The 23073-nt window shown below is 46.6% G+C and carries 18 protein-coding genes; 4 read left to right on the top strand and 14 right to left on the bottom strand.

Going from position 1 to position 23073, the window contains the following annotated elements; all coding sequences use genetic code 11:
- Positions 1-12: 12 nt before the first annotated feature.
- The 7 genes from ACLTOH_RS01180 to ACLTOH_RS01210 all read right to left on the bottom strand — a co-directional run bounded on the left by ACLTOH_RS01180 (position 13) and on the right by ACLTOH_RS01210 (position 6842).
- Positions 13-741, bottom strand: a complete 729-nt coding sequence (locus ACLTOH_RS01180) for a YebC/PmpR family DNA-binding transcriptional regulator (RefSeq protein WP_118669137.1) — start codon at positions 739-741, stop codon at positions 13-15.
- An 81-nt stretch (positions 742-822) separates the two neighbouring features.
- Positions 823-2223, bottom strand: a complete 1401-nt coding sequence (locus ACLTOH_RS01185; protein WP_022312233.1) for a hemolysin family protein — start codon at positions 2221-2223, stop codon at positions 823-825.
- 55 nt (positions 2224-2278) lie between these two features.
- Positions 2279-2620: a type II toxin-antitoxin system PemK/MazF family toxin gene (locus tag ACLTOH_RS01190; protein WP_022312232.1), complete on the bottom strand. Its 342-nt coding sequence runs from the start codon at positions 2618-2620 to the stop codon at positions 2279-2281.
- A gap of 73 nt (positions 2621-2693) precedes the next feature.
- Entirely contained in the window at positions 2694-3869 is a 1176-nt protein-coding gene (alr, locus tag ACLTOH_RS01195) for an alanine racemase (RefSeq protein WP_118503801.1), read from the bottom strand.
- Between the two features lie 20 nt (positions 3870-3889).
- On the bottom strand, positions 3890-5404 hold the full coding sequence (locus ACLTOH_RS01200; protein WP_412223135.1) for an NAD(P)H-hydrate dehydratase: 1515 nt from the start codon (positions 5402-5404) through the stop codon (positions 3890-3892).
- Position 5405: 1 nt separating this feature from the next.
- Entirely contained in the window at positions 5406-6044 is a 639-nt protein-coding gene (locus tag ACLTOH_RS01205) for a hypothetical protein (RefSeq protein WP_337417290.1), read from the bottom strand.
- 156 nt (positions 6045-6200) lie between these two features.
- Positions 6201-6842, bottom strand: a complete 642-nt coding sequence (locus ACLTOH_RS01210; RefSeq protein WP_262594802.1) for a redox-sensing transcriptional repressor Rex — start codon at positions 6840-6842, stop codon at positions 6201-6203.
- A 138-nt stretch (positions 6843-6980) separates the two neighbouring features.
- On the opposite strand from ACLTOH_RS01210, the gene ACLTOH_RS01215 reads away from it, so the two are divergent.
- On the top strand, positions 6981-8912 hold the full coding sequence (locus ACLTOH_RS01215) for an ABC-F family ATP-binding cassette domain-containing protein (RefSeq protein ID WP_412223136.1): 1932 nt from the start codon (positions 6981-6983) through the stop codon (positions 8910-8912).
- Between the two features lie 504 nt (positions 8913-9416).
- On the opposite strand, the gene ACLTOH_RS01220 is transcribed toward ACLTOH_RS01215, so the two are convergent.
- From ACLTOH_RS01220 to srtB, 7 genes are all read right to left on the bottom strand, one after another.
- Positions 9417-10625, bottom strand: a complete 1209-nt coding sequence (locus ACLTOH_RS01220; RefSeq protein ID WP_412223137.1) for an NADP-dependent isocitrate dehydrogenase — start codon at positions 10623-10625, stop codon at positions 9417-9419.
- A gap of 192 nt (positions 10626-10817) precedes the next feature.
- Entirely contained in the window at positions 10818-11522 is a 705-nt protein-coding gene (locus ACLTOH_RS01225) for a GntR family transcriptional regulator (RefSeq protein ID WP_022312873.1), read from the bottom strand.
- Positions 11523-11566: 44 nt separating this feature from the next.
- Entirely contained in the window at positions 11567-12979 is a 1413-nt protein-coding gene (locus ACLTOH_RS01230) for a 2-isopropylmalate synthase (protein ID WP_117467185.1), read from the bottom strand.
- 189 nt (positions 12980-13168) lie between these two features.
- Positions 13169-14089 (bottom strand): S8 family peptidase, encoded by a 921-nt coding sequence (locus ACLTOH_RS01235; RefSeq protein ID WP_412223140.1) that lies wholly within the window; start codon positions 14087-14089, stop codon positions 13169-13171.
- A 93-nt stretch (positions 14090-14182) separates the two neighbouring features.
- Positions 14183-15490, bottom strand: coding sequence for a leucine-rich repeat domain-containing protein (locus tag ACLTOH_RS01240; protein ID WP_337418346.1), 1308 nt, complete (start codon positions 15488-15490; stop codon positions 14183-14185).
- A 24-nt stretch (positions 15491-15514) separates the two neighbouring features.
- Entirely contained in the window at positions 15515-20413 is a 4899-nt protein-coding gene (locus tag ACLTOH_RS01245; RefSeq protein ID WP_412223141.1) for a leucine-rich repeat protein, read from the bottom strand.
- 3 nt (positions 20414-20416) lie between these two features.
- On the bottom strand, positions 20417-21706 hold the full coding sequence (gene srtB / locus ACLTOH_RS01250; protein ID WP_412223143.1) for a class B sortase: 1290 nt from the start codon (positions 21704-21706) through the stop codon (positions 20417-20419).
- 162 nt (positions 21707-21868) lie between these two features.
- Here srtB and ACLTOH_RS01255 point away from each other — a divergent pair, with 162 nt between their 5' ends.
- The 3 genes from ACLTOH_RS01255 to ACLTOH_RS01265 all read left to right on the top strand — a co-directional run bounded on the left by ACLTOH_RS01255 (position 21869) and on the right by ACLTOH_RS01265 (position 23044).
- A complete protein-coding gene (locus tag ACLTOH_RS01255; protein ID WP_117467173.1) occupies positions 21869-22135 on the top strand; it encodes a chorion class high-cysteine HCB protein 13 in 267 nt (88 codons plus the stop codon).
- Between the two features lie 152 nt (positions 22136-22287).
- Positions 22288-22779, top strand: coding sequence for a hypothetical protein (locus tag ACLTOH_RS01260; RefSeq protein ID WP_412223144.1), 492 nt, complete (start codon positions 22288-22290; stop codon positions 22777-22779).
- Positions 22742-23044 carry a hypothetical protein gene (locus ACLTOH_RS01265; protein ID WP_412223146.1) on the top strand — a complete coding sequence of 101 codons (303 nt, stop codon included), beginning with the start codon at positions 22742-22744 and terminating at the stop codon, positions 23042-23044. Before ACLTOH_RS01260 ends, ACLTOH_RS01265 begins: the two co-directional genes overlap by 38 nt.
- The last annotated feature ends 29 nt before the right edge of the window (positions 23045-23073 follow it).

A 23073-nucleotide genomic window follows, 5' to 3' on the forward strand; every position in this document is an offset into this window, starting at 1 on the left:
TAACCTTTCAATTTATTCGTCCCAGTTATGATATACTGCCTGAACGTCATCATCATCTTCCAGCAGATCCAGGGTTCTCTGTAAGTTCTTCACTGCAGTCTCATCGGTCAGTGTTACATAATTCTGGGGAATCATGGTAACTTCTGCACTGATCATGGGAATTCCGGCATCTTCCAGAGCCTTGCGTACCTCTTCGAAGTTATCGGGATCAGTCAGGATTTCGAAGCTGTCATCCTCTTCGGAGAAATCTTCCGCTCCGGCATCCAGAGCGATCATCATCAGATCGTCCGCTTCCATATCACATTCTTCCTTGTCCACGATGATCTGTCCCTTCTTATCGAACATAAAGGATACACATCCGGGAGTACCTACATTACCCTGTCCCTTGGTAAATGCGCTTCTTACGTTGGCAGCGGTACGGTTGGTGTTGTCGGTAAGTGCATCTACGATGATGGCGATACCGTTGGGGCCGTAACCTTCGTAAGTCACATACTTATAGTTTACATTGCCCACATCTCCGGCTGCCTTCTTGATACCGCGCTCGATGGTATCGTTGGGCATGTTGTTGGCTTTTGCCTTGGCAATAACGGTTGCCAGTTTGAAATTGTTGGCGGGATCGGGACCGCCCTCTTTTACAGCGACTGCGATCTCACGGCCGATAATGGTAAAAATCTTACCCTTTGCAGCATCGTTCTTTTCTTTTTTATGCTTAATATTAGCAAATTTGGAATGTCCTGACATTTTTGTTACTCCTTTGAACTTAAAGTTTCTTTCTCTTTGTATGCGTAGTCTTTACGCAATAACGCTCTTTCTATCATAGCATTATTTTCTTTTTTCTTCAAGCACTGATTGTCCGTCTTCTGCATTCTGCGGTGTTTTTTCCTCCGGAAGCTTCCGGACCAACACACTTCCTATCATTTTTTTGACCACGGAAAGGATTTTAAAGTTGTATCCCTTATAGTCCACATCGAACTGCTCGTCCGGTTCCGGGATCCGGTCCAGTCTGGAGATCAGGAAACCGTTCAAAGTCTCGAATTCTTCCTCGTCGAAGGTAATACCCAGAAGCTCTTCCACTTCCTTTAATGGAGTCTTGCCTTCCATGACATATTCGCCCTTGCCACGGTTCTTGATGTATTCCTGATCCTCATCATACTCATCCATGATATTGCCGACGATCTCCTCCAGAATATCCTCCATGGCGATCAGTCCGTCGGTCTGTCCGTATTCGTCTACCACAATGGCCATCTGCAGCTTCTGGGACTGCATTTCCTTGAACAGTTCATCGATATTTTTCGTCTGCGGCACAAAATAAGGCTCTCTGAGCAGCCCGTCCAGTTTTGCGATAGGCAGGTCCAGCTTGTCATCACTGATATGGAACCGCATGGCATCCTTCAGATGCAGGATACCGATGATATGATCAATATTCTCCTCATACACAGGGTAACGGCTGTTCTTGCCTCCCAGCATGGAAGCAATGGCATCTTTCAGTTTCGTCTCACCATCAATGGCCACGATACTTCCACGATGTGTCATGATATCCTGGGCTTCCTTGTCTCCGTATTCGAAAATGTTGGAGATCATCTCCGCCTCACTGGCCTGAATGACACCCTGCTCATGACCTTCCTGCACCATATTGATGATCTCTTCCTCGGTCACATCATTTTCATCCGTATTGTTGCGGACACCGAAGAGGAACAGGATTCCCTTGGCTGTCAGATTCACCAGCCCCGTCAGGGGTGCCAGCAGTCTGGTGATAATATAAATCGGGTCAATACAGGCATACGCCCACTTCTCCGGCTGTCTGGATGCCATTTTCCGGGGAATCAGCACACCGAAAGTCAACAGGATATAGATCATGGCAATAAAAGACAATACCGTGGCAATCCCTGAAAGCACTCCCGTAGGCACATTCTCCAGAGACATGCCTCCCACATTGATCACATGAAGTCCCTTGTCAATGGTCTGCAGCCAGATATTCAGATAAAAAGCTCCCATTAAAATATTGATCAGCGTAATAACCAGCTGTACCGTATTGATATAGATCCCCGGACGGCTGATCATTTCACTCAGCCGCATGGACCGGCGATCCTTTTCTTCCTCTGCTTTATGTAGGATCTCCTTTTCATTCAGATTGTCGATGGCGGCATCAAATCCATAGAAAAACATATCCACCAGCAACAGCAGGAAAAAGAGAAAAATGGCCACAGGCCCACTCATGTCCATATTTTATTTCATCCTTTCGTATTTTATCCTATTTTCGGATACACTATGCATCGGGCTATGTATCCAGCTCCAGGCTGACTTTCAGTGCCCGGTTCACTCTCCGCATAATGTCTCCGTCCAGATGGCATACCTTATCTTTCAGCCTCTTTTTATCGATGGTGCGCAACTGTTCCAGCAGCACTACGGAATCTTTATCCATATCGTAGCGGCGGGCATTCAGTTCAATATGCGTAGGCAGCTTCGCCTTGTTCATCTTTGAGGTGATTGCAGCGCAGATCACGGTGGGACTGTGTTTGTTCCCCACATCGTTCTGGATGATCAGCACCGGCCGGATGCCGCCCTGCTCCGAGCCGATGACCGGTCTCAAATCTGCGTAATAGATATCTCCTCTTCTCATTTCTACTCCTTCATCAGCGATTTAACATAAGTATTGCCGATTCTTCCGGAGTTATACGAACACTTTAGATCCGTCAGAAATTTTCAAAATAATCTTTTACTTCTGTGATCTCACCATTTCGACGGTAGACTCTGGGAATTCGTTTTCCCAGTGTGCAGACAAACTCATAATTGAATCTGCCGGAAAGTTCTCCCAGTTCTTCCGCCGTGATCCGCTCCTGACCATCCGCGCCAAGGAGCGTCACCTTATCGCCCTCCATGGCTCCGGGAATTCCGGAAATATCCACCATGAACTGATCCATGCAGACCCTTCCGAGGATGGGGGCCTTTTTCCCGTGGATCAGCACGTAGCCTTTTCCCGACAGGCTTCTGGGATACCCGTCTCCATATCCTACAGGGATGGTGGCTACTCTGGTATCTTTTGTTGCGGTAAACAATCCACCGTAGCTGACACTCTGCCCCGCATGGATCGTCTTGCAGTAAATGATATGACTGTAGAGAGACATTGCAGCCCGCAGAGGTACAATATCCTTACTTACTTCTTCGGAAGGATATAAACCGTAGGTCGTGATTCCCGCCCGTACCATATCCATGTTGGCCTGGGGCATTTCCAGAATCGCCGCACTGTTGGAACAATGCTTTACCGGAATCTCCAGTCCCAGTTCCGACTGTATTCTATCAATAAAATTCTGAAACAGTTCCAGCTGATGGTTGGCAGAAGTCTTATCCGCTTCATCCGATTTTGCAAAGTGGGTAAAGATACCTTCCACTTCCAGTCCGGGATGTTCCATGACAAATTTTACAAAATCCAGCCCTTCGTCATCCGGAGTGATACCGATCCTTCCCATGCCGGTATCCACTTTGATATGCACTTTGGCTTTCTTACCGGCCTTTGCTGCGGCCTCTGCCAGTTCTTCCACGGTATCCCTGCGATACACTGCCGGGCGGATCTCTTCCCGGATCATTTCCTCATAACAATAAGGAAAAGTATATCCCAGGATCAGGATCGGTTTCTTCACACCGGCTTCCCTGAGGACATGTGCCTCCTCGTAGGTAGCTGCCGCATAGCCGAACATAAAATCCACATCCTCCAGCATTCTGGCAATGGGAACACCGCCGTGTCCGTAACCGTCCGTCTTTATGACCGCCAGTATCTTCGTCTCCGGGGCAATATTTTCCTTCATATGGATCATATTCTCCCAAATGGCATCCAGATCTATTTCCGCCCATACCCGTTGGTAGGAATTCATCTTTTCCTGTAGTTTGCTTATCATTTCTTCACACTTTCTTTCTCATCATAGTCTTTCATCAGGCAATCCGCAATATCTCCCGCCATTACCCCATACTCCGTATGGAGCTTTGCCGCCAGCTCACCGGCTCTGCCATGGAGATACACACCGTTCACAGCTGCATCACTTGCATTCATACCCTGAGCTAAAAGTCCCAGGATCACACCCGTCAGGACATCTCCGCTGCCCGCAGTGGCCATACCGCTGTTGCCTGTAGTATTCAGATAAAATTCTCCCTGTTCTTTACATACAATCGTTCTTGCATCCTTGGCAACCGCCACACCGTGAAACCGTTCTGCCAGTTCTCTGCCACACTCCGGAAGCTCCTTCTTGCATTCCGGGATGGTCTTCGCAAGCAGTCTGGACAATTCTCCCACATGTGGAGTCAGAATGATAATTCTGCCTTCTGCCCCCTGGGTACGCAGCTTCTCTGCCAATTCCTTACCGTTTTCTTCCGCCAGAAGATTCAGTGCATCCGCATCCATCACTAATGGTTTTCTGCTCTTTTCCACTACTTTTTTCAGGCATTCCCGTGCCTGTTCCTCTCTGCCGATGCCGGGACCGACAGCAATAACATCCGCCCATTCCATGCTCTCGGACAGCTGTCTGCAGGATCCGTACAAAGCCTCCGGAATTCCCTGCTGTAAGATCTGCCGGTTCTCCTCTGCGGTGATTACTTTTACCATACCGGCTCCGGTACGATACGCCGCTCTTGCCGCCAGGATTGCTGCTCCGGCCATGCCGTTGCTCCCAGCCACCAGCAAAGCTTTGCCGAAGGTTCCCTTATTCCCGGAGGATGTTCTGTCCGGCAGATGCTGTTCACAGCTGTCATAAGTATACATCTCCGGGCTCTGTCCCAGAAAGCTCTCCGGTCCGATCCCCACATTTGCAATGTGTACCTGCCCGGCATAATCGGTTCCCGGATACATTACAAGGCCTCTCTTGCAGAAACCAAAAGTAATCGTTGCATCTGCCAGGAAAGCACAACCAAGCACCCGTCCGGTGTCCGAGCAGATCCCACTGGGAACATCCAGTGCCAGCTTAAATCCTTCCGCCACATTCATCTCTTCTACGGCTTCCGCATAGATGCCTTCCACCGGGCGGCTCAATCCTACACCGAACAAGGCATCTACAATCACATTATATTCATCTGCCTGCGTATTACTGTCTGTCTTCACCGGAAAATGTTGCAGGGTCTGCCACTGGCTCTTCCATTGCTCTGTGGCTTTCTCCGGATCTCCCACAAGTCGTACCGCTACCGTATAACCGTCCGCCGCAAGAAGTCTCGCCAAAGCCAGACCGTCTCCTCCGTTATTTCCCATACCAGCAAAAATGAGCACTTTTGTCCGTTCCTTCACGGCATCAAAGCGCTCTTTCAGAAAATCCTCCGCAGCCAGAGCCGCTCTTTCCATCAGAACCGGCCCCGGGATGCCGAGGTACTCTATGGTATTTTTATCGTATTGCTTCATTTCCTGTGCAGTTACCAGATATCTCATACTATTTTTGCTCCGGATTATATTTCATGTCAAACAGATTGACCACTTCTGCACCAAAAATATCATGCATGTAGTTGTAGATCTCCTGATTCTGCTGTTCCATCTGCTGTTTTTCGATCAGACGTTTTTTCAGTTCGATACGGATCGCACCCACCCACTCCGCAGTCTCTTTGATCTGTTTGTCATTATCCTTCATAATATCATAGCAGCAGTCCATAGTAAACATCATAAGCTGAAGATTTATTCTTTCGATCTCTCTGGGGATATCTTTTAACTCATCTTCGTATGCTTCCAGCTTCTCATTGCATTCCTCGATCAGGCGCTTATGATCCTCGATCTGTTTGTTCAGCTTACTGTTTTCGCCCTGCTGTTCCGCCTCATCCACCATAGGAACGATTTCTTTCATCAGCTTCTTTTTCAGATTCCGGATATCCTTCGACTCGGTATTGAGCTTACCTTGTCGTTTCAACAGCTGATTCAGGGCATCTTCCGTTTCTTTTAGCGGAACGGAACCGGTCTTATTCAACAACCGATACCATTTATTATCCAGGGTGAGTACGGGCAGATGCTTTCCCGTCAATGCATTTTTGAAAGCAGCCTGTCGGTCCTGTGCATTTTCTTCTGCGTTACCGTTGCCCATAATATCACTCCTTTGATGCCTTACTTCATGTTGTATTATTTCTCGGTGCGCTGAAATTCATAAAAGCGGCTGCTTCGCATCCGTCATCGCCTTGCGACTTTTCCTTTTATTCATTTTCAGACACTCCGCCTATGAAATAAGCAATCATACGCTTGCTTATTTCATGTCTGAACTGTAACGGTTAATATTATAGGATAGCTTCATTAAGCTGTCGGACAGATGCACGTTCTCCACCTGAATTCCCTCGGGAACATTCAGATCCACATGAGCGAAATTCCAGATAGCACGGATCCCGTTAGCCACCAGCTTATCTGCCACTTCCACAGCACTGGTCTTGGGAATCGTCAGTACAGCGATATCGATGTCCTTCTCCCGGATAAAGGATTCCAGCTGATCCATGGGCATGACCTTCACACCGCGGACATCCTTACCCACTAGTTCCGGGTTCGCATCGAACATTCCCTTGAAGATAAATCCACGACGCTCGAAGTTCATATAATTGCCCAGCGCTCTTCCCAGATTGCCGGCTCCAATGATGACGAAATTATGCTGCTTATCCAGTCCTAAGATCTTACCGATCTCACGATACAGAGATTCTACATTATATCCATAGCCCTGCTGGCCGAAACCGCCGAAATTATTAAAATCCTGACGTATCTGGGATGCGGTCACCTTCATCAGTCCGGAAAGTTCCTGCGAAGAGATGCGTTCCACACCTTCATCCTTCAATTCCCCCAAATATCGAAAGTATCTGGGCAGTCTGCCAATCACAGCCTGTGAAATTTCTTTTACTTCCAATACTTTCACCTCCGTTTTTTTTAGTATACACCATATGTTAAAAACTTGTCAATGAATTGACAGGTTTTCTTCTTTTCGTTACAATGAAATTTAAAAAGCCCGGTCTCCGTGGGCTGGAAATAAAGGATACTTACTACCATGATATTATCTTGTCAGAATATTTCAAAAGCATTTGTAGAAAATCAGGTATTGAAAAATGTCTCTTTTCATATAGAGGATCATGAAAAAGCTGCCATCGTGGGCATCAACGGTGCCGGGAAAACGACACTGCTCCGCATCATCGTAGGGGAAATGACTCCCGATGACGGGCAGGTGGTTCTGGCGAGGGACAAGACCCTGGGATACCTTGCACAGAACAGCACTGTGGACACCTCTCACACCATTTACGAGGAACTGTTATCTGTCAAGGCGGATCTGCTGCGCCTGGAGGAAAAGATCCGGGAATGCGAAAACAATATGAAGCATGCCGAAGGAGATGCGCTGGAAGACCTGATGAAGCAGTACACCTCTCTCACCCATGCTTTCGAGACCGGCGGCGGCTATCTCTACCGCAGTGAGCTGGTCGGTGTGTTAAAGGGACTGGGATTTACCGAAGATGAATTCTCCAAGCCGGTTGCCACACTCTCCGGCGGTCAGAAGACCCGTGTGGCGTTAGGACGGCTTCTGTTACAGAACCCTGATCTCATCATCCTGGACGAGCCGACGAACCACTTAGATATGAATTCCATCGCCTGGCTGGAGACTTATCTGTTGAATTACAAGGGAGCCGTTCTCATCGTCTCCCACGACCGGTATTTTCTGGACCGGATCGCCGGGAAAGTCATCGAGATCGACCAGTCCAAGGCTACAACCTTTATGGGCAATTACTCCGATTATGCCGTAAAAAAGGAACAGCTGCGCGTTGCTGCCTGGAATGCCTATATGAACCAGCAGCGTGAGATCAAACATCAGGAAGAGGTCATCGAAAAATTAAAATCCTTCAACCGGGAAAAGTCCATCAAACGGGCGGAAAGCCGTGAGAAAATGCTGGACAAGATCGAGGTCATCGAAAAACCCTCCGAGGTCCGCACGGATATGAAGCTGACACTGACGCCCCGGATCTTAAGTGGCAATGATGTGCTGACTGTGGAGCATCTGTCCAAAAGCTTTGATTCCCATAAGCTTTTTACCGATGTTAATTTCGAGATCAAGCGCGGCGAACACGTGGCGATCATCGGTGATAATGGCAGCGGCAAGACCACTCTGCTTAAGATCTTAAATGGTCTCGTTCCTGCCGATCAGGGCACCTTCCGATTAGGTTCCAATGTGGAGATCGGCTATTACGATCAGGAGCATCATGTCCTGCACAGTGACAAGACATTGTTCGAAGAGATCTCCGACGATTATCCCTACCTGAACAATACCCAGATCCGCAATGTGCTGGCGGCTTTCCTCTTCACCGGGGAGGATGTTTTCAAGCGTATCAGTGATCTGAGTGGCGGCGAGCGCGGTCGTGTATCTCTCGCCAAGCTGGTACTCTCCAACGCAAACTTCCTCATCCTGGATGAGCCGACGAACCACTTAGATATCATGTCCAAGGAGATTCTGGAGGATGCCCTGAACGGTTACGAAGGAACGATATTGTATGTCTCCCATGACCGTTACTTTATCAACCGTACCGCCCACAGGATCCTGGATCTGACAGAGGGACAATTCGTAAATTATGTTGGAAATTATGACTATTATCTCGAAAAGCACGACACCGTGATGGCTGCAATAGAAGCCAGTGTTCCACAGAGTGCTGACGCAGATAACACAGTTGCCGCTAAGGTTGCAGAATCCGAAGTCAAATTGGACTGGAAAGCCCAGAAGGAAGAACAGGCGAGACTCCGCAAGAAAGAAAACGACCTGAAAAAATGCGAAGAACAGATTGCCGAGCTGGAAGCCCGCATCTCCGAGATCGACACCGAAATGTCCGATCCCGCCATCGGCACCCAGGTGGCAAAATTGCAGGAACTGTCCAAAGAGCAGGCCGCCTGCCAGGAGCAGCTGGAAAAATTATATGAACAGTGGGAAGAACTGGCAGAGTAAATTGAGAGTTAGTGAAATACATTGGCAAAATCCACGAACTCCCGGAGCATGCGATACACATGTCTCGATGTAAGGTCTCCGGATGTGAATTTTCTACGAAAAGTGATGAGTAGTTCTCGTCATGACGGGGCCGCCTACAGTCGACATCCATGTCGACAATCGGCTGACGCGGACATCGTGTCCGCTTTCCCCCTGCCTTTCAGCACTTTTCTAGAAAATATCAACATCCTCCGACAAACATCTTCGACATGGCACCGCATACGCCGGGAGTTCTGCGTTTTGGAAAGCTTTCAAAAAAACCAGTAGCCCCGGCTGGGTATAAGAATAAGCAGTGCCGTAAGCAGACGTCGGTACCATAGCGTCCCAAGGGACGCATTGCGGTCGTATTGTGACCGCTTATGTACCGCTACGCTCTGCGACAGGAGCGCATCGTACTAAAGTACGAGCGTGCCGCGTTTCTTATACCCTGCCAAGGGCTACGAGGATATTTCGCTAACTTTCAATTTACAGCAGGCTGTCCAGTGTCTCTCTGATAGCCTTGATGAAGTCAAGGCTGTTGAGGATCACGGGATGCTCACAGGTAGAGATCAGGGACAGGCTCTTGGTCATCCTGCCATCTTCGATGGTCTTGATGCATGCCTGCTCCAGCTTGTCTGCGAAGTTGCACAGCTCGGGGATCTGATCCAGTTCACCGCGCTTTCTGAGAGCTCCGGTCCATGCGTAGATGGTAGCGATGGAGTTGGTGGAGGTCTCTTCGCCCTTTAAGTGCTTGTAGTAATGACGCTGTACGGTTCCGTGAGCAGCCTCGTACTCATAGACGCCGCTGGGAGATACCAGAACGGAGGTCATCATGGATAGATCGCCGTAAGCGGTAGCTACCATATCGGACATTACATCACCATCATAGTTCTTGCAGGCCCAGATGAATCCGCCCTCAGAACGGATGACACGGGCTACGGCATCATCGATCAGGGTATAGAAATATGTAATGCCCAGTTCCTCGAATTTTGCCTTGTACTCGTTATCATAGATCTCCTGGAAAATATCCTTGAAGGTATGATCGTATTTTTTGGAAATGGTGTCCTTGGTGGAGAACCACAGATCCTGCTTCGTATCTACGGCATAGCTGAAGCATGCTCTTGCAAAGCTCTCGATAGACTTATTCGTATTGTGGATACCCTGAATGATACCTGCTCCATCAAAATTATGGATCAGTTCACGGGTCTCGGTGCCGTCTGCTGCAGTAAATACCAGTTCTGCCTTACCGGGGCCGGGTACCTTGATCTCAGTATTTTTATACACATCGCCGTAAGCATGACGGGCAATGGTAATGGGCTTGGTCCAGTTCTTGACATAAGGAACGATACCCTTTACCAGAATCGGTGCACGGAATACAGTACCGTCTAAGATCGCACGGATGGTTCCGTTGGGACTCTTCCACATTTCCTTCAGATTATACTCTGTCATTCTGGCAGCGTTGGGGGTAATGGTCGCACATTTTACAGCAACGCCGTACTTCAATGTGGCATTGGCAGAATCCACGGTTACCTGATCATCGGTCTCATTACGATGCTCCAGTCCAAGATCATAGTACTCTGTCTTCAGATCGATGTAAGGCAGTAACAGTTCATCCTTGATCATCTGCCAGAGGATTCTGGTCATTTCGTCTCCGTCCATCTCTACGAGAGGGGTTGTCATTTTGATCTTTTCCATAATGATTTCCTTTCCGGTATTTATTCTTTTACTTTGCAATAGCTATCCAGAACCACATTGTCAAAATCGCTTCTGCAAAGCTTCACCGAATAGCATGCCTGCATGTTATTTGCTCATGTGGTTACTTCGCCCATTGGCTCTGAATAATTACATTATAATTACATTCTACAGTAATTTTCACAGACAGGCAACCTATTCCTGCGGCTTATCCTGCTGTGCATAGGCCTCGTTCAGACCGTTTTTCACCATGTTGTCATAGGCGTTGATCATGTGCTGGTGTGCCAGTTGCTCTGCCAGATCGGCATTGCCTGCCTTGATGGCCTCCATGATCTGCTCATGCTCTTCATTGGATTTGGGGCCGCGGTTGGCACTGGCCAATGTTTTCTTGCGGACACGCAGGACATACTGATGGAAGTCCTTCAGCTGATGCTCCAGCATCTTGCTGTCACATGCCTCATACAGAATATCATGGAAACGATTATCTAACTCCGCCAGCTGCTCCAGATGCCCCTTCTGGGCATGGAACTTGGACAGATAGACATTCTCTTCCATCTCTTCCATCTGCTCCTTGGTGATATGTTCCGTAGCCCAACGGGCACACAGACCTTCCAGCAGGGAACGGATCATGTAAATATCCTTCACATCCTTCTGGGTAATACCGGTGACATAGGCTCCCTTGTTGGGGATGATCTGAATCAGTCCCTCCAGCTCCAGCTGACGGAACGCCTCTCTGACGGGGGTTCTGCTGACTCCCATCTCCTCGCCGATAGCCACTTCCTTCAATTCTTCATGTTCCTGATATTTTCCGCTTAAGATGTCTTCTCTCAGCTTGTGAAATACCCGTCCCCGCAGGGAGAACTTATCCGTTACTTCCTGCTTTACATCATACTTACTCACTATAATCCTCATTTCCGGGTAGCAAAAAATGCCGCCATATTTTCTTACTCACCGATCTTCAGGTTCTTCTCCAGGCAGATACGGTTGACGCAGGCCACAATCTCTTCATCCGTAAGCACGGTGACACGCCCACCGGCGTACTCCTCGTCTACCCACTTTTTGATCTCCGCTACCAGTTCGGAAGTCTTCTGTACCTGCTTGTCTCCCTTTAATTTATAATAGGTGTTCAGCCAGTGTGCGATACCTGCCAGACCGGAGGTGTTGGAAATAGCGCACAATACCGGACGATTCAGGAATTTCTCGGTATCGAAAATGTTGTAGATCTCTTCGTTCTTAAGCAGACCGTCCGCATGGATACCGGCTCTGGTCACGTTGAAATTCTTGCCGACAAACGGGGTTCTGGGCGGGATCTGATAGCCGATCTCCTTCTCATAGTACTCTGCCAGCTCCGTGATGACACGGGTATTCATACCGTTCAGATCACCCTTCAACTGTGCATATTCGAATACCATTGCCTCCAGCGGTGTATTACCGGTACGCTCACCGATACCAAACAGTGAGGTATTTACACCGGAACAGCCGTACAACCATGCTGTGGTGGAATTGGACACCGCCTTGTAAAAGTCATTGTGACCATGCCATTCGATCAGCTCATGCGGCACACCTGCGTGGGTATGGATTGCGTAAATGATACCCTGTACACTACGGGGAATAACGGCACCGGGATAGTTGACACCGTATCCCATGGTATCGCAGGCCCGGACCTTGATGGGGATCTGATACTCCTTCATCAGTTTCATCAGTTCCAGGCAGAACGGAACCACATAACCGTAGATATCCGCTCTGGTGATATCCTCCAGATGACATCTGGGGCTGATACCCTCCTCCAGGCAGTCACGGATAACGCTTAAATAGTGATCCATGGCCTGTCTTCTGGTCATTTTTAATTTCAGGAAAATATGATAATCGGAACAGCTGACCAGAATGCCAGTCTCCTTCATTCCGATCTCTTTTACCAGCTTAAAGTCCTCCTTGCTGGCACGGATCCAGCTGGTAACTTCGGGGAACTTGTATCCCCTCTCCATACATTTATAAACAGCGTCTCTGTCCTTCTTGCTGTACAGGAAAAATTCACTGGCACGGATCATTCCGTTGGGGCCACCCAGTTCATGCAGATAGTCATAGATTTTTACGATCTGCTCTGTGGTATAAGGTGCTCTGGACTGCTGTCCGTCTCTGAAGGTAGTATCTGTGATCCAGATATCCTTTGGCATGTTATGAGGCACGATACGATCATTAAAAGGTATTTTGGGGATTTCGGAATAAGGGAACATGTTACGGAACACGTTCGGCTTCTCCACATCATCCAGTATGTACATATGCTCTTCAATCTCCAAAAGGTTGTTCTTCGGATTCATGGAGACCGGACGATTCTGAAATGCATCACTTTCTCTCATTGGTATACCTCTCTTCCCTGACATTCGATATCTGCAAGATTTTATAATTTTTACTCTGCGCAGTAAAAATACATTTTGCAGTTCTCGTATCATTGTATACAATCATACCATTTGTGTCAATATCTTTGGTATTTATTTTATTGACTTATTTTAATCATATTTTTTATTTTTCCCAGTGATTTTATCCTTTTACTTGTTTTCTAATAATCTCCGTACATTAAGCATGCCGAAGCCCTGCTTGTTCCACGGCTCTCCCAGATCGGTAGCTGTAAGGGACAGCAGACGAACAAATTCTTCATTGGTAATTCCCGGATATTTTTCCATAGCAAGGGCTGCCGCCCCGGATATAATGGGTGTTGCCATGGATGTGCCGCTTTTTGCTACATAGGGTCTGTAGATTCTGCCGTTCCGGTTCTGCCAGAAAGCATTACAGGACAGAATCCTTGTCCCCGGAGCCACAATATCCGGTTTACGGGTCACATCATATCTTCTGCCCCTGCCGGAGTACGTCTCACACCTTCCGGGATCATTTTTACAATATCTTCCGTCATGACAACCCACCGTCAGAACCTTTCTGCTACTGGCCATCTCCGAAATACTACCGTCCTCCGGACCGGTATTACCTGCAGCGCAGACCACGAGAATATTATGATCCCACAACAATTCCAGAGATTTTCGCAACATCTGCTCCTTGTAACGTTCCTTCAGGTCTCCGATCCCCACAGAGATATTCAGAACACGGATTCCATACCTGTTTTTCACCCGCAGTACCCATTCCAGAGCTTCCTGCATGGAATCACAGGAGCCCTCCCCCTGTCTGTCCAGCACTTTTCCCACCACAAGCTTTGCCTCCGGTGCCATTCCGCAAAATCTTCCTCCGGACAGTTCTCCGCTTCCGCATACAATCCCGCAGACATGTGTCCCGTGTCCATTATCGTCATACGGAAAGGAACGGCCTTCTACAAAGTCGGAAAAAGCAAGCAGCCGTCCTACCAGATCCGGATGATAAGCAATTCCGGTATCCAGCACAGCAACAGTCACAGATTTCACACGTCCTGCCCCACTATGCAATTGTTCCGGCACCTGTACCTGTTCCCTTACCCGCTGCATCTTGTTCCTTCCCCGTAAAATAAGACAAAACCGGCATAAGACTTATTCTATCTTATGCCGGTTTCTTATCCTGGTGTCGGTAAAATCTGACCCTTATTCATTTATAATTTCGATTCCCTCCGGGAATGCGCTGTCACCGATATTGGTGACACTTGCAGGCAGATGCACCTTTTTCAGTTCGGTATGACTGCGGAATGCTTCATCAGCAATCACGCGAACACCATCCGGTATGGTCACTTCGGGAAGGTCCCCCTTGTAAGCCACCAGAATGTCCCCGCTGATCAGGTAATCATCCATGCTGTTTTCTTCAAAATCATCCATCCATCCGGTATGCGTAAATGCCTTGGCTTCCACCCGGGTCACCGTATCTGGCAATATCACACTATTCAGATCATCACAGTGATAAAATGCTGCATAATCAATAGTGGTCACACCTTCCGGGAACGTCACACTTTCTGCCGAACTTCTGGAAAAAGCAAAGCGTCCGATTTCCGTGGTTCCTTCTGGTATACTCACTGCTTTGATCGACTGGTCACGATAATATTTCCACTCCGGAATCGTACCGTCTTCTGCCTCCGCAGTGATATCCTGCGTTTCTCCTCCGGTCTCCTGTCCTGCTACCGGTTCCGTATAGCCCTGTTGCACAGTTTCTTCTTCAGGCAGCATCATAACCATCGCATGATTTCCTACGACAAAGGTACTGCCGATCACATTTCCGGGCACCGGTGTCGGTGCAGGGGTCGGCGTTTCAGTGGGGGCAGGCTCTGTTGTTGCCTGTGAATCTGAAGTTCCGTCTGCCGCCGGTGTCGCCGTCGGCGCTGCCGTTACCAGAGGACTCTGACTTTTCTGCTCTGCCAGCTTCTGTGCAAACTTTTCAGCCACGCTGCCTTCGTCCGCATGAATCGTTACGTTATCACAATTTAAGAATGCATCGTCTGCGATGCTTGTCACCGTGTCCGGAATATAAATATCCGTAAGGTTCGTACATCCGGCAAATGCCTGTGCATCAATACTCTGTACATTCTCAGGGATCGTGATCTGTTTCAGTCCGGTGCATCCTGAAAAAGCATATTCATCCACTGAGGTAAGACCTTTGCCAAGTACAACCTCTTCCAGATTATCACAGCCCCAGAAGACATAGGCATCCATGCGCTTCACCGACTTGGGAACCACAACAAACTGTACCTTCTGATTGTTCTCAAAGGCACTCTCACCCACAACTTCCACTGTATCGGGAATCGTGACACGTTCATCGCTTCCTCTGTATTTTGTCAGTGTACTGCCTTCAATCTGAAAATCAGAGGCAGACGCTGCCGCATCTGCCTCCGACACAGGAAGATGTGTCAGGATCAATGCGGTAGCTATCAATGCCAATGCAACTACCCACTTTTTATGATTCATAAACCTTCCCATCCTTTATTTTCACTAGGCTCTTGCCTTGCGCAGAGTCTTCTTATCCTTCTTCATGAAGAATACCATGGACAGACATGCAAGACCCAGAGACAGGAACCACTTCGGATGAATGGCATCTCCGGTCTTAGGAGTGCTGTCTGTGATTGTTCCGGCTGTCAGGTTGTTCGTATCCACATAGATCACATACGGTGAAAAATGCTCCGCCGTAAAGGTAATGCAGGATACTCCGGAAATCGTGGAGAACTTCGGTGTCAGCTTGTCTAACTTACTGTTCACCACTCCTGCTACCTTGTTGTTACCTGCATAGGTGATCAGAGAATCCGGAATCGGCAGGGTAATGCTGATGGACAATCCTGTGGTATCCGTGATCTTGTTATTGCCGGTGGAATCATAGAGACTGATATCCATCGGGAAATACTTGATGGCACTGATATCGTTGCCATACTCTGCCATCAACGCCTTTACTACTTCCTCTGAAGCAGATGCGCTCTCAGTGATCTTGATCACAAAGTTATCGGAAGATCCGTTTACCGTTGCAGATACCACACCGGTATTGGACAGACCGTTCTTGTCAATAACAACAGTGGTTCTGCCGCCGGAAACATTACCTGTGGTAGTACTGTTCGGCCTTCTGTTGGAATTGGAATTCGTAGAATTACCGCTTCCGGTAGAAGTACTGGTATTAGAACCGTTTGACTTTGTATAGTTTGCCGTAACCGTTACATTTCCCGCAGGCATGGTGATTACCGTTGCCGATAATACCTTACTTGCTATAGTGGTATTGGATGGATCGATCGTCCAGTTGCTGAACTGCATGCCCTTGGCCGGGTCATTAGCCACGATGATCGGCTGGGAACCTGCTATGTAGCTTCCGGATCCGGATCCGTTCTTAACAGTCAGGGTATACATCTTAGCTGTCGTACCGTTCGTTCCGGGGCTGGTACTGGTTCCCGGGCTGGTGCTGGTGCCGGGATTCGGACTGGTACCGGTTCCCGGGCTGGTCGTTCCACCGTTATTGGAACTACTGGTCTCATATACCGCATAGAAATCTGTATCTTCGGTAAGTGCCGTTGCAATATCCGGTAACCATTCCTTGAAAGTATATCCGCTGACCGTAGGAGTCTGAATGCTGGGTGCAACAGATCCCTTCTTGATCGTGGTCTGATAGAATACTTCCTTGGTCACGCTATTAATATAACGGATGACAATATCGTCTTCACTCAGAGCTTTGTATACTGCTCTGGTGGTAAAGGACTCTGTAATATTGGTCAGCTCTCTGTCCCATCCGGTGAAGACATAACCGTCTCTCACCAGATTGGAGGTATTGGGCAGATCCGCATCTGCGATGCTGCCGCCGGAGGACACTTTGATTTCCTTAATGACAGTACCATTCCAGTCTTCAAAGGTTACCGTCAGCTTGTTGGCATCGGGATCTTCCTTGCTGTAAAAGGCAACACAGGTACGATCTTCAGACACTTCTCTGTAATCAGGATCCCAGTACTGGAAAATTTCACCAGCTTTTCCTGCTGGTTCCGGTGCCACCGCATCTTCCCCTGCCTTAACTGTCTGGGTATCCACATTAATATACTGTCCCAGTTCCTCATTCCAGTCACGGAAGATAACTGTATAATAGTCTTCACGGCTTGTCTCTTCTACGGTAAATCCCTTATTCGTTCCGTACTCCCACATATAAGTATCTTTAGGCGTTACAATAAGAAGATCCTTAGGATTATCTTTCTTTTCTATTTCATTAAATGCCAGATCACCCACGATTGTAACGTTCTGAACACCTTCCAATCGATCCAGATGGCTCTTGTTAAATGCATCATTCTGAATCGTTGTACACGTAAGAGGTAATTTAACATTCTGTAAACTTGTAGTATCAGCAAATGCTCTTTCCGGAACTACCGTAATTGCACTTTGGCTCAAATCAATCTCTCTGAGATTTTTACATCCTTCGAAAGCACTGGGAGCCAAGGAAGTCACTCCAGCCGTTTCATCAGCCTTAACATATTTACTGTCGCGTCCCTCCAAACACTCAATAATACGTGCCTTTGTTCCATTACTCATACCATAAATAATAGAATTATCACAAGAAAAATAATCTGTTCCTGTAAAGTTTACACTCTTGAGATTTTCACAACCAGTAAAAGGAATAATTCCCAAATCTGTAATCGTACCAGATAATGTCACATCTGTCAAAGCATTACAATCTTCAAATGCCTTATCTCCTATGGATGTAGTATTTCCATTAATCTCAACCTTCTTCAGATTTGTGCAACCCTTAAAAGCTCCTTCCTCAATAGAAGACATATCACCATTGCTGATCAATGCAGTCAATGAGGTAGCTCCCTGGAAATCCTCTGCTTCAATATTATCCAATCCCCACAAAGTTACTGTTTTTTCCAAGCCGGTATACCCTGCTTGTTCATCACTGGTCTCTTTGCTCTTATATAACCCATCTGCAATAGCCTGCACGCCATCCGGTATTTTTATATTCAGAGCCGAATCTATAAAGCTCTGCTCATTCTCTGTCAATGATGAGTTTCCATATTTATTTAAAGCTGTCTCCGCAGCACTTCTCTGTTCATCTGTCAAATAAGGATAATCATCCGGATTATTTGCATATTTTTTCAATTCACTGAAAGCCGGGAAATCAGTTAACTCACTAACCTGTTTCTCACTGTTATATTGCACAATCAGATTTGACGGCCATCCACTGCAATATGTAACATAGCTCTTAACCTGACTTGCATTATTGTATCTTCCATTCTCACTCATGGCATAGAGATAAGGAGTGGACTGTGACGAAATTTCTCCTACAAATTTCAATTTCACTTTCGGTGTTCCATCTGGATCCGCAGCTACTCCAGAACAATTTATATGCTGTGCACCGGTATAATCTTGTGTTTTAAATGCATTTTCACCAATCTGTACAGAACTGTTATTGAACACAACAGTTGCCAGATTGTGGCATCCCTTAAACGCATTTTCACCTATAGTCTGCACACTTGCCGGCAGAGATACCATTTTGAGGTTACAGTAGTTGGCAAAAATGTTTGCGTCAATATTATAAATATGATAAGGACCGATAGGATCCGGCATATTCAGAGTCTCAACGCCTTTTCCAACACGGCAGCTGATCAGTTTATTGGACGAATCTACAACGTAAGTCGATCTTCCGTCTTCTCCACTTACCTTCGGATCCTGTACAGTCAACTCGTACTTGTTCTGACTGACATACTGCGATGCATTGGAATCAAAGATTACATAACTAAATGCAAAGCAATTGTCCTTAGCAAGATCATGCAGAGACGACTCGCTGGTTCCCTCAAAATAAAAAGTACCGTTAACCGGCTCCCCCGATAACATTTCCTTAAAGCAATCAAAGCAATAAACGCCATTCGGATTTGCAGAGTCTTTTTTCTCTGTAAATGCGAAGCTGTCTCCCTGTGCTGCAATGTAGTGAAGATTCTTACATCCCTTTACAATAGATATATCCGGAGTCTCCCGATAATTGTACGGGAACGTCAAGGAGGATAAAGTCTGACAATTTTCAAATACATTCCATCCCAGCTCCTGCAAGATGCTTCCGCTTCTATCGTTTCCGGAATTGCACAGGTCAATGCTGTTCAAGAAACTACATTCTGCGAAGGCATAATCTCCAATATATTTTACAGAAATAGGAACTCTAAAAGTATCTAAACCAATACATTTATAAAAGGTATGATCACCAATCTGCTGTAACAGACAAGCTTCTGGAATATCTACGTTATTCAAAGTTCCACAAGCAGCAAACGCCCAGTTTCCAACTACCTTCAAACCATTGCCAAAGCTTACGCTACTCAGACTGGTACATTCATAAAAAGCAAAATTTCCGATGCCTACAAGATTCTCACCAATATTTAATGTTGAAATATTACCTGCAGTAGCAAACACACCTTTATCTGCATTAGCTTCTGTGATATAGTTCCAATCACCACCAGCTGGAATACTCCACGAAGATGTGTGAGATATATTATCATTTGTTACATTCAAATACTGATTCCCAATATATTTAACAGCAGCTTCCCTTATCCATTGATGAGTACTATCACCTCCGCTCTGTGCAAAATCATTATAGGTCTGTTTTGGACCATTATAGCCCGTCACAGCTTCTGCACTAGTAATAACGGAACCTGACTTATAATAATAGAAATTCTCCAGCGGCAACTTCTTCCATTCATCCACCGTGGCATAACAAGGCACCATTTCTCCTGTAGAATATTTTTTTTCTTCCTGAACATAGACTGGTTTCCCATCTTCAAAAACAGGATTGCCCAGACTATCTGTCTTCTGTTCCGTGGTGTCTACCATAATTGTATGTTCTGTCAATTTCTCATAATATAACGGTTCACCGCTGGAACTCGCTGCTACATATCCCTGTCCCGTACCCATATTTCCAGTAGGTTGTATGTATGCATTCACAGTATCAGGAATCGTCAGCGTATTATTAGGCAGATTACTGCTCTTATTATATCCCAAGATAATAGCTGCCCAGTCATTATCATACATTTTATATGCAAACTGATAGCTGGTGCCATCGTCATTTGTTCCGGTTGTATAAATTGTATCTGTCGGTTCGACAATAGGAATCAAATCTTTCATCACAGGCACACTACTTTTAGCTCCATTTAACAGATCTGCGGTTCTTTCTGCAGCATCTCTACGAATAGATACCTTATATTTTGCACCTGAATGTGTCGTATCATGTGTATGGCCTGCCGCCTGCGTTGCAATCTCTTCTTCAGCACGCAGCCCTTCCGTAGGAATCGCTGCTACTACGATCGCCGAGACCAGGAACAATGTTCCCAGGGTTTTCCTTACTGTCCTTTTTAATCTTCTGTTAGTCTTCTTTTTACCCTTAGTCATCCTTTACTCCTTTGTCGTCACCTTTTTGGCAACCACTACAAATCTGCCGTTTTTCTCCTGGTAATCACAGGTGGACAGTGTTAAAAGCTGGTCACCGAACGAAGCTGTGACTCCTGTGTCATATAATGACATCTCTGCCATATCATTCATATAGGAGTCAAATTCCTGCTCGCTCTGGGCGTCTATAAACTGATAATATTTAAATACGATTTCATCTTCACTATAGACCCGGGATCTGAATACATACATAATCTCATACAGGCCTTTTTCATAGATGGTGTCAAACTGTATGTAGGGATGTTTCTCACAATAGCTCTGGTCGCTGTATGAAGATAAGCTTCCGAACATCTGCCCGCTCTTCATATGATGTCCATATAAAATGAAGTTTGTACTGGGCTTGAGCACATCACAGTCCTTGTCCATAAAAATGGATCCGTTCTTATCATACTCCTGATTCAGATTATGATCCAGATAATATTCATTATCCGTTGTCTGCATTACAGGGTAATCTATATTAGTATCGTCAATTTTTACCCATCCGATTAGTCTTTTGTTCTTATTTAATAAATTTTTATATTCATCCAGTACCGGAGGGGGCGTACTCTGCGTTTCATCCGCGGTGTAATGGATCACAGGATCCTGATTCTGACCGGTTGCCGGCTCTTTATCCTTCAATTCACTTAATTGCTTGTAATTATCGGCAGTACGGATGTTATACCAGTTATAAATTCCGAAATAGCCAAGGCATGCCACTGCGATCACACTGCAACAGACCACAAGAAGTTTCCTTCGTTTCTCCTGTTTTTTCAATTCTTCCTGAACGATTTTGTCAATCTCTGCCTCGTCAAACTGCGGTTCTGCTTTCTTCTTCACAGAAGTCTTCTTTTTTGTTGTCGGCCTCTTTTTGGGAACTTTTTTATCAGGACTTTCTTTTTTTACAGTTTCTTTTTTCTTTGATGCTTCTTTTCTATTTTTGGGAGTTTGGGCCTTCCCGATTGTTTTTGTATTTTCTTTCTGAAGAGAATGTCCTTTCGCCGAAGATGTTTCCGGTACTTTTCCCTCCTGTCTTTGAATGTCCTCCGACAGCTCTTCCATGTAATCCTGTCCCAGAATACTATGGAATCTACACCTGCCGCTGCGGATCACTTCCAGCAGTTTCTTCTGATCTGCCAGGCTCATCTTCTTCGTCTGTACCCGAAGATTCTCGATCACCTGCTGATCCTTCAGGGCATTCTGATAATCCGCCTCCGTGCGGAACTTTCGCCCCTCTACCACATATATCTTCTGTGCCATCTATCTATCCTTAATTTAAAATCTGTCTTTTCACAATCTATGCATGTCTATATAGATATCTATATTTTACTATATCCGGAAATTATTGCAAGTCTTTTCCGGAAACATTGACAGGCTCCCCCGCATACAATAGAGCATAAATAAAATGTGGAGGCACTAAAAATGAGTGACTTAACTGCTACAAATTGCGGCTGCAATAATTCCTGCGGCAATAACAACTGTGGTAACGGTATCTTCGGCAACAGCTGCATCTGGATCATCCTGTTGCTGTTCTGCGGCGGTGGCTGCGGTAACAACAACGGCTGCGGGCTGCTGGGCAACAACAATGGCTGCGGCGGCAATGACTGCTGTGAATGGCTGATCTGGATCCTGCTTCTGTCCTGCTTCTGCGGCGGTGGCTGCGGTAACAACAACGGTTGCGGTTGCTAATCTCTGATACTGCTTTCCGGGATCTCCCGGAGCTTTGTAGGCACGATCACTCCGGGGTACGGACTTTTCTGTACCCCGAAGGATTGATCGGCATAAGCATGCCGCCGCTCTCATAAAATACTAGTAACTCTTTTGCAGGAAGGTATCGGTACATGGATGATAAGAGAATCGACAAGGCGGCGGCCTTTGACACATTATTCACTTCCAACCGCATTCAGATTCTGAAAATACTGGCTTATTATATGGATCCCCGGCTGCTGAAAGGACTTGCTGTTTACATAAAAATGTCGGAGTTGCAATACACGCTTACACTTTTTCGCAGGCATCCGGAGACTTCTCTGTGCATTGCTCCCTCTTCTGCAAACGAAGAAACTGCCACTGAACTGTGTAATGATCTCATACCCTTGTGCGACGAGACTCAGAAATCAGCGCTTCAACAAATCATACAAATGATGGACAATATTCATAATTTCCAGGAAATGATGGAAATGGTGCAGACCATGCAGGAATTGTTCCCGGAGGGCTTCTCCGATCTCTCCGGCATGGATCCGTCTATGTTGTCCGGTCTTTTTTCCACTGCAAAATCAGACACAGGAGGTCAGAAAAATGGACTATTCCAAGACACCCCTCTGGATGCAGGATGATCTCGTGAAGGACATCCCCAGAGAAAAACTGGATTTTCTCTCGAAACTTTTTGCCCAGGGGCACGGTAAAAATCAAAAAGAAATGATGGCACTTCTCATGCCCGCCATGCGTAAAGCGAAACAGGAGCACCTGACTTTTACCCCGCAGGAAATGCAGACTGCCATCACCGCTATCAAAAAATACAGTACGGAATCGGAGCTTCGTCAGATTGAAAATATTCTGGAGAAAAGCCGATCACAAAAAAATAACTCCCGGCAGGCTTAATGTCTGTCAAGAGTTATTTTATTCAACGT

The organism is Waltera sp., assembly GCF_046969025.1.
GTDB lineage: Bacteria > Bacillota > Clostridia > Lachnospirales > Lachnospiraceae > Acetatifactor > Acetatifactor acetigignens.

What these genes read in the sequence shown, in the direction of transcription:
- ACLTOH_RS01180 (WP_118669137.1), bottom strand. Translation starts at nt 741, where the DNA reads ATGTCAGGACATTCCAAATTTGCTAATATTAAGCATAAAAAAGAAAAG.
- ACLTOH_RS01185 (WP_022312233.1), bottom strand. Translation starts at nt 2,223, where the DNA reads ATGGACATGAGTGGGCCTGTGGCCATTTTTCTCTTTTTCCTGCTGTTG.
- ACLTOH_RS01190 (WP_022312232.1), bottom strand. Translation starts at nt 2,620, where the DNA reads ATGAGAAGAGGAGATATCTATTACGCAGATTTGAGACCGGTCATCGGC.
- alr (WP_118503801.1), bottom strand. Translation starts at nt 3,869, where the DNA reads ATGAATTCCTACCAACGGGTATGGGCGGAAATAGATCTGGATGCCATT.
- ACLTOH_RS01200 (WP_412223135.1), bottom strand. Translation starts at nt 5,404, where the DNA reads ATGAGATATCTGGTAACTGCACAGGAAATGAAGCAATACGATAAAAAT.
- ACLTOH_RS01205 (WP_337417290.1), bottom strand. Translation starts at nt 6,044, where the DNA reads ATGGGCAACGGTAACGCAGAAGAAAATGCACAGGACCGACAGGCTGCT.
- ACLTOH_RS01215 (WP_412223136.1), top strand. Translation starts at nt 6,981, where the DNA reads ATGATATTATCTTGTCAGAATATTTCAAAAGCATTTGTAGAAAATCAG.
- ACLTOH_RS01220 (WP_412223137.1), bottom strand. Translation starts at nt 10,625, where the DNA reads ATGGAAAAGATCAAAATGACAACCCCTCTCGTAGAGATGGACGGAGAC.
- ACLTOH_RS01230 (WP_117467185.1), bottom strand. Translation starts at nt 12,979, where the DNA reads ATGAGAGAAAGTGATGCATTTCAGAATCGTCCGGTCTCCATGAATCCG.
- ACLTOH_RS01235 (WP_412223140.1), bottom strand. Translation starts at nt 14,089, where the DNA reads ATGCAGCGGGTAAGGGAACAGGTACAGGTGCCGGAACAATTGCATAGT.
- ACLTOH_RS01240 (WP_337418346.1), bottom strand. Translation starts at nt 15,490, where the DNA reads ATGAATCATAAAAAGTGGGTAGTTGCATTGGCATTGATAGCTACCGCA.
- ACLTOH_RS01245 (WP_412223141.1), bottom strand. Translation starts at nt 20,413, where the DNA reads ATGACTAAGGGTAAAAAGAAGACTAACAGAAGATTAAAAAGGACAGTA.
- srtB (WP_412223143.1), bottom strand. Translation starts at nt 21,706, where the DNA reads ATGGCACAGAAGATATATGTGGTAGAGGGGCGAAAGTTCCGCACGGAG.
- ACLTOH_RS01255 (WP_117467173.1), top strand. Translation starts at nt 21,869, where the DNA reads ATGAGTGACTTAACTGCTACAAATTGCGGCTGCAATAATTCCTGCGGC.
- ACLTOH_RS01260 (WP_412223144.1), top strand. Translation starts at nt 22,288, where the DNA reads ATGGATGATAAGAGAATCGACAAGGCGGCGGCCTTTGACACATTATTC.
- ACLTOH_RS01265 (WP_412223146.1), top strand. Translation starts at nt 22,742, where the DNA reads ATGGACTATTCCAAGACACCCCTCTGGATGCAGGATGATCTCGTGAAG.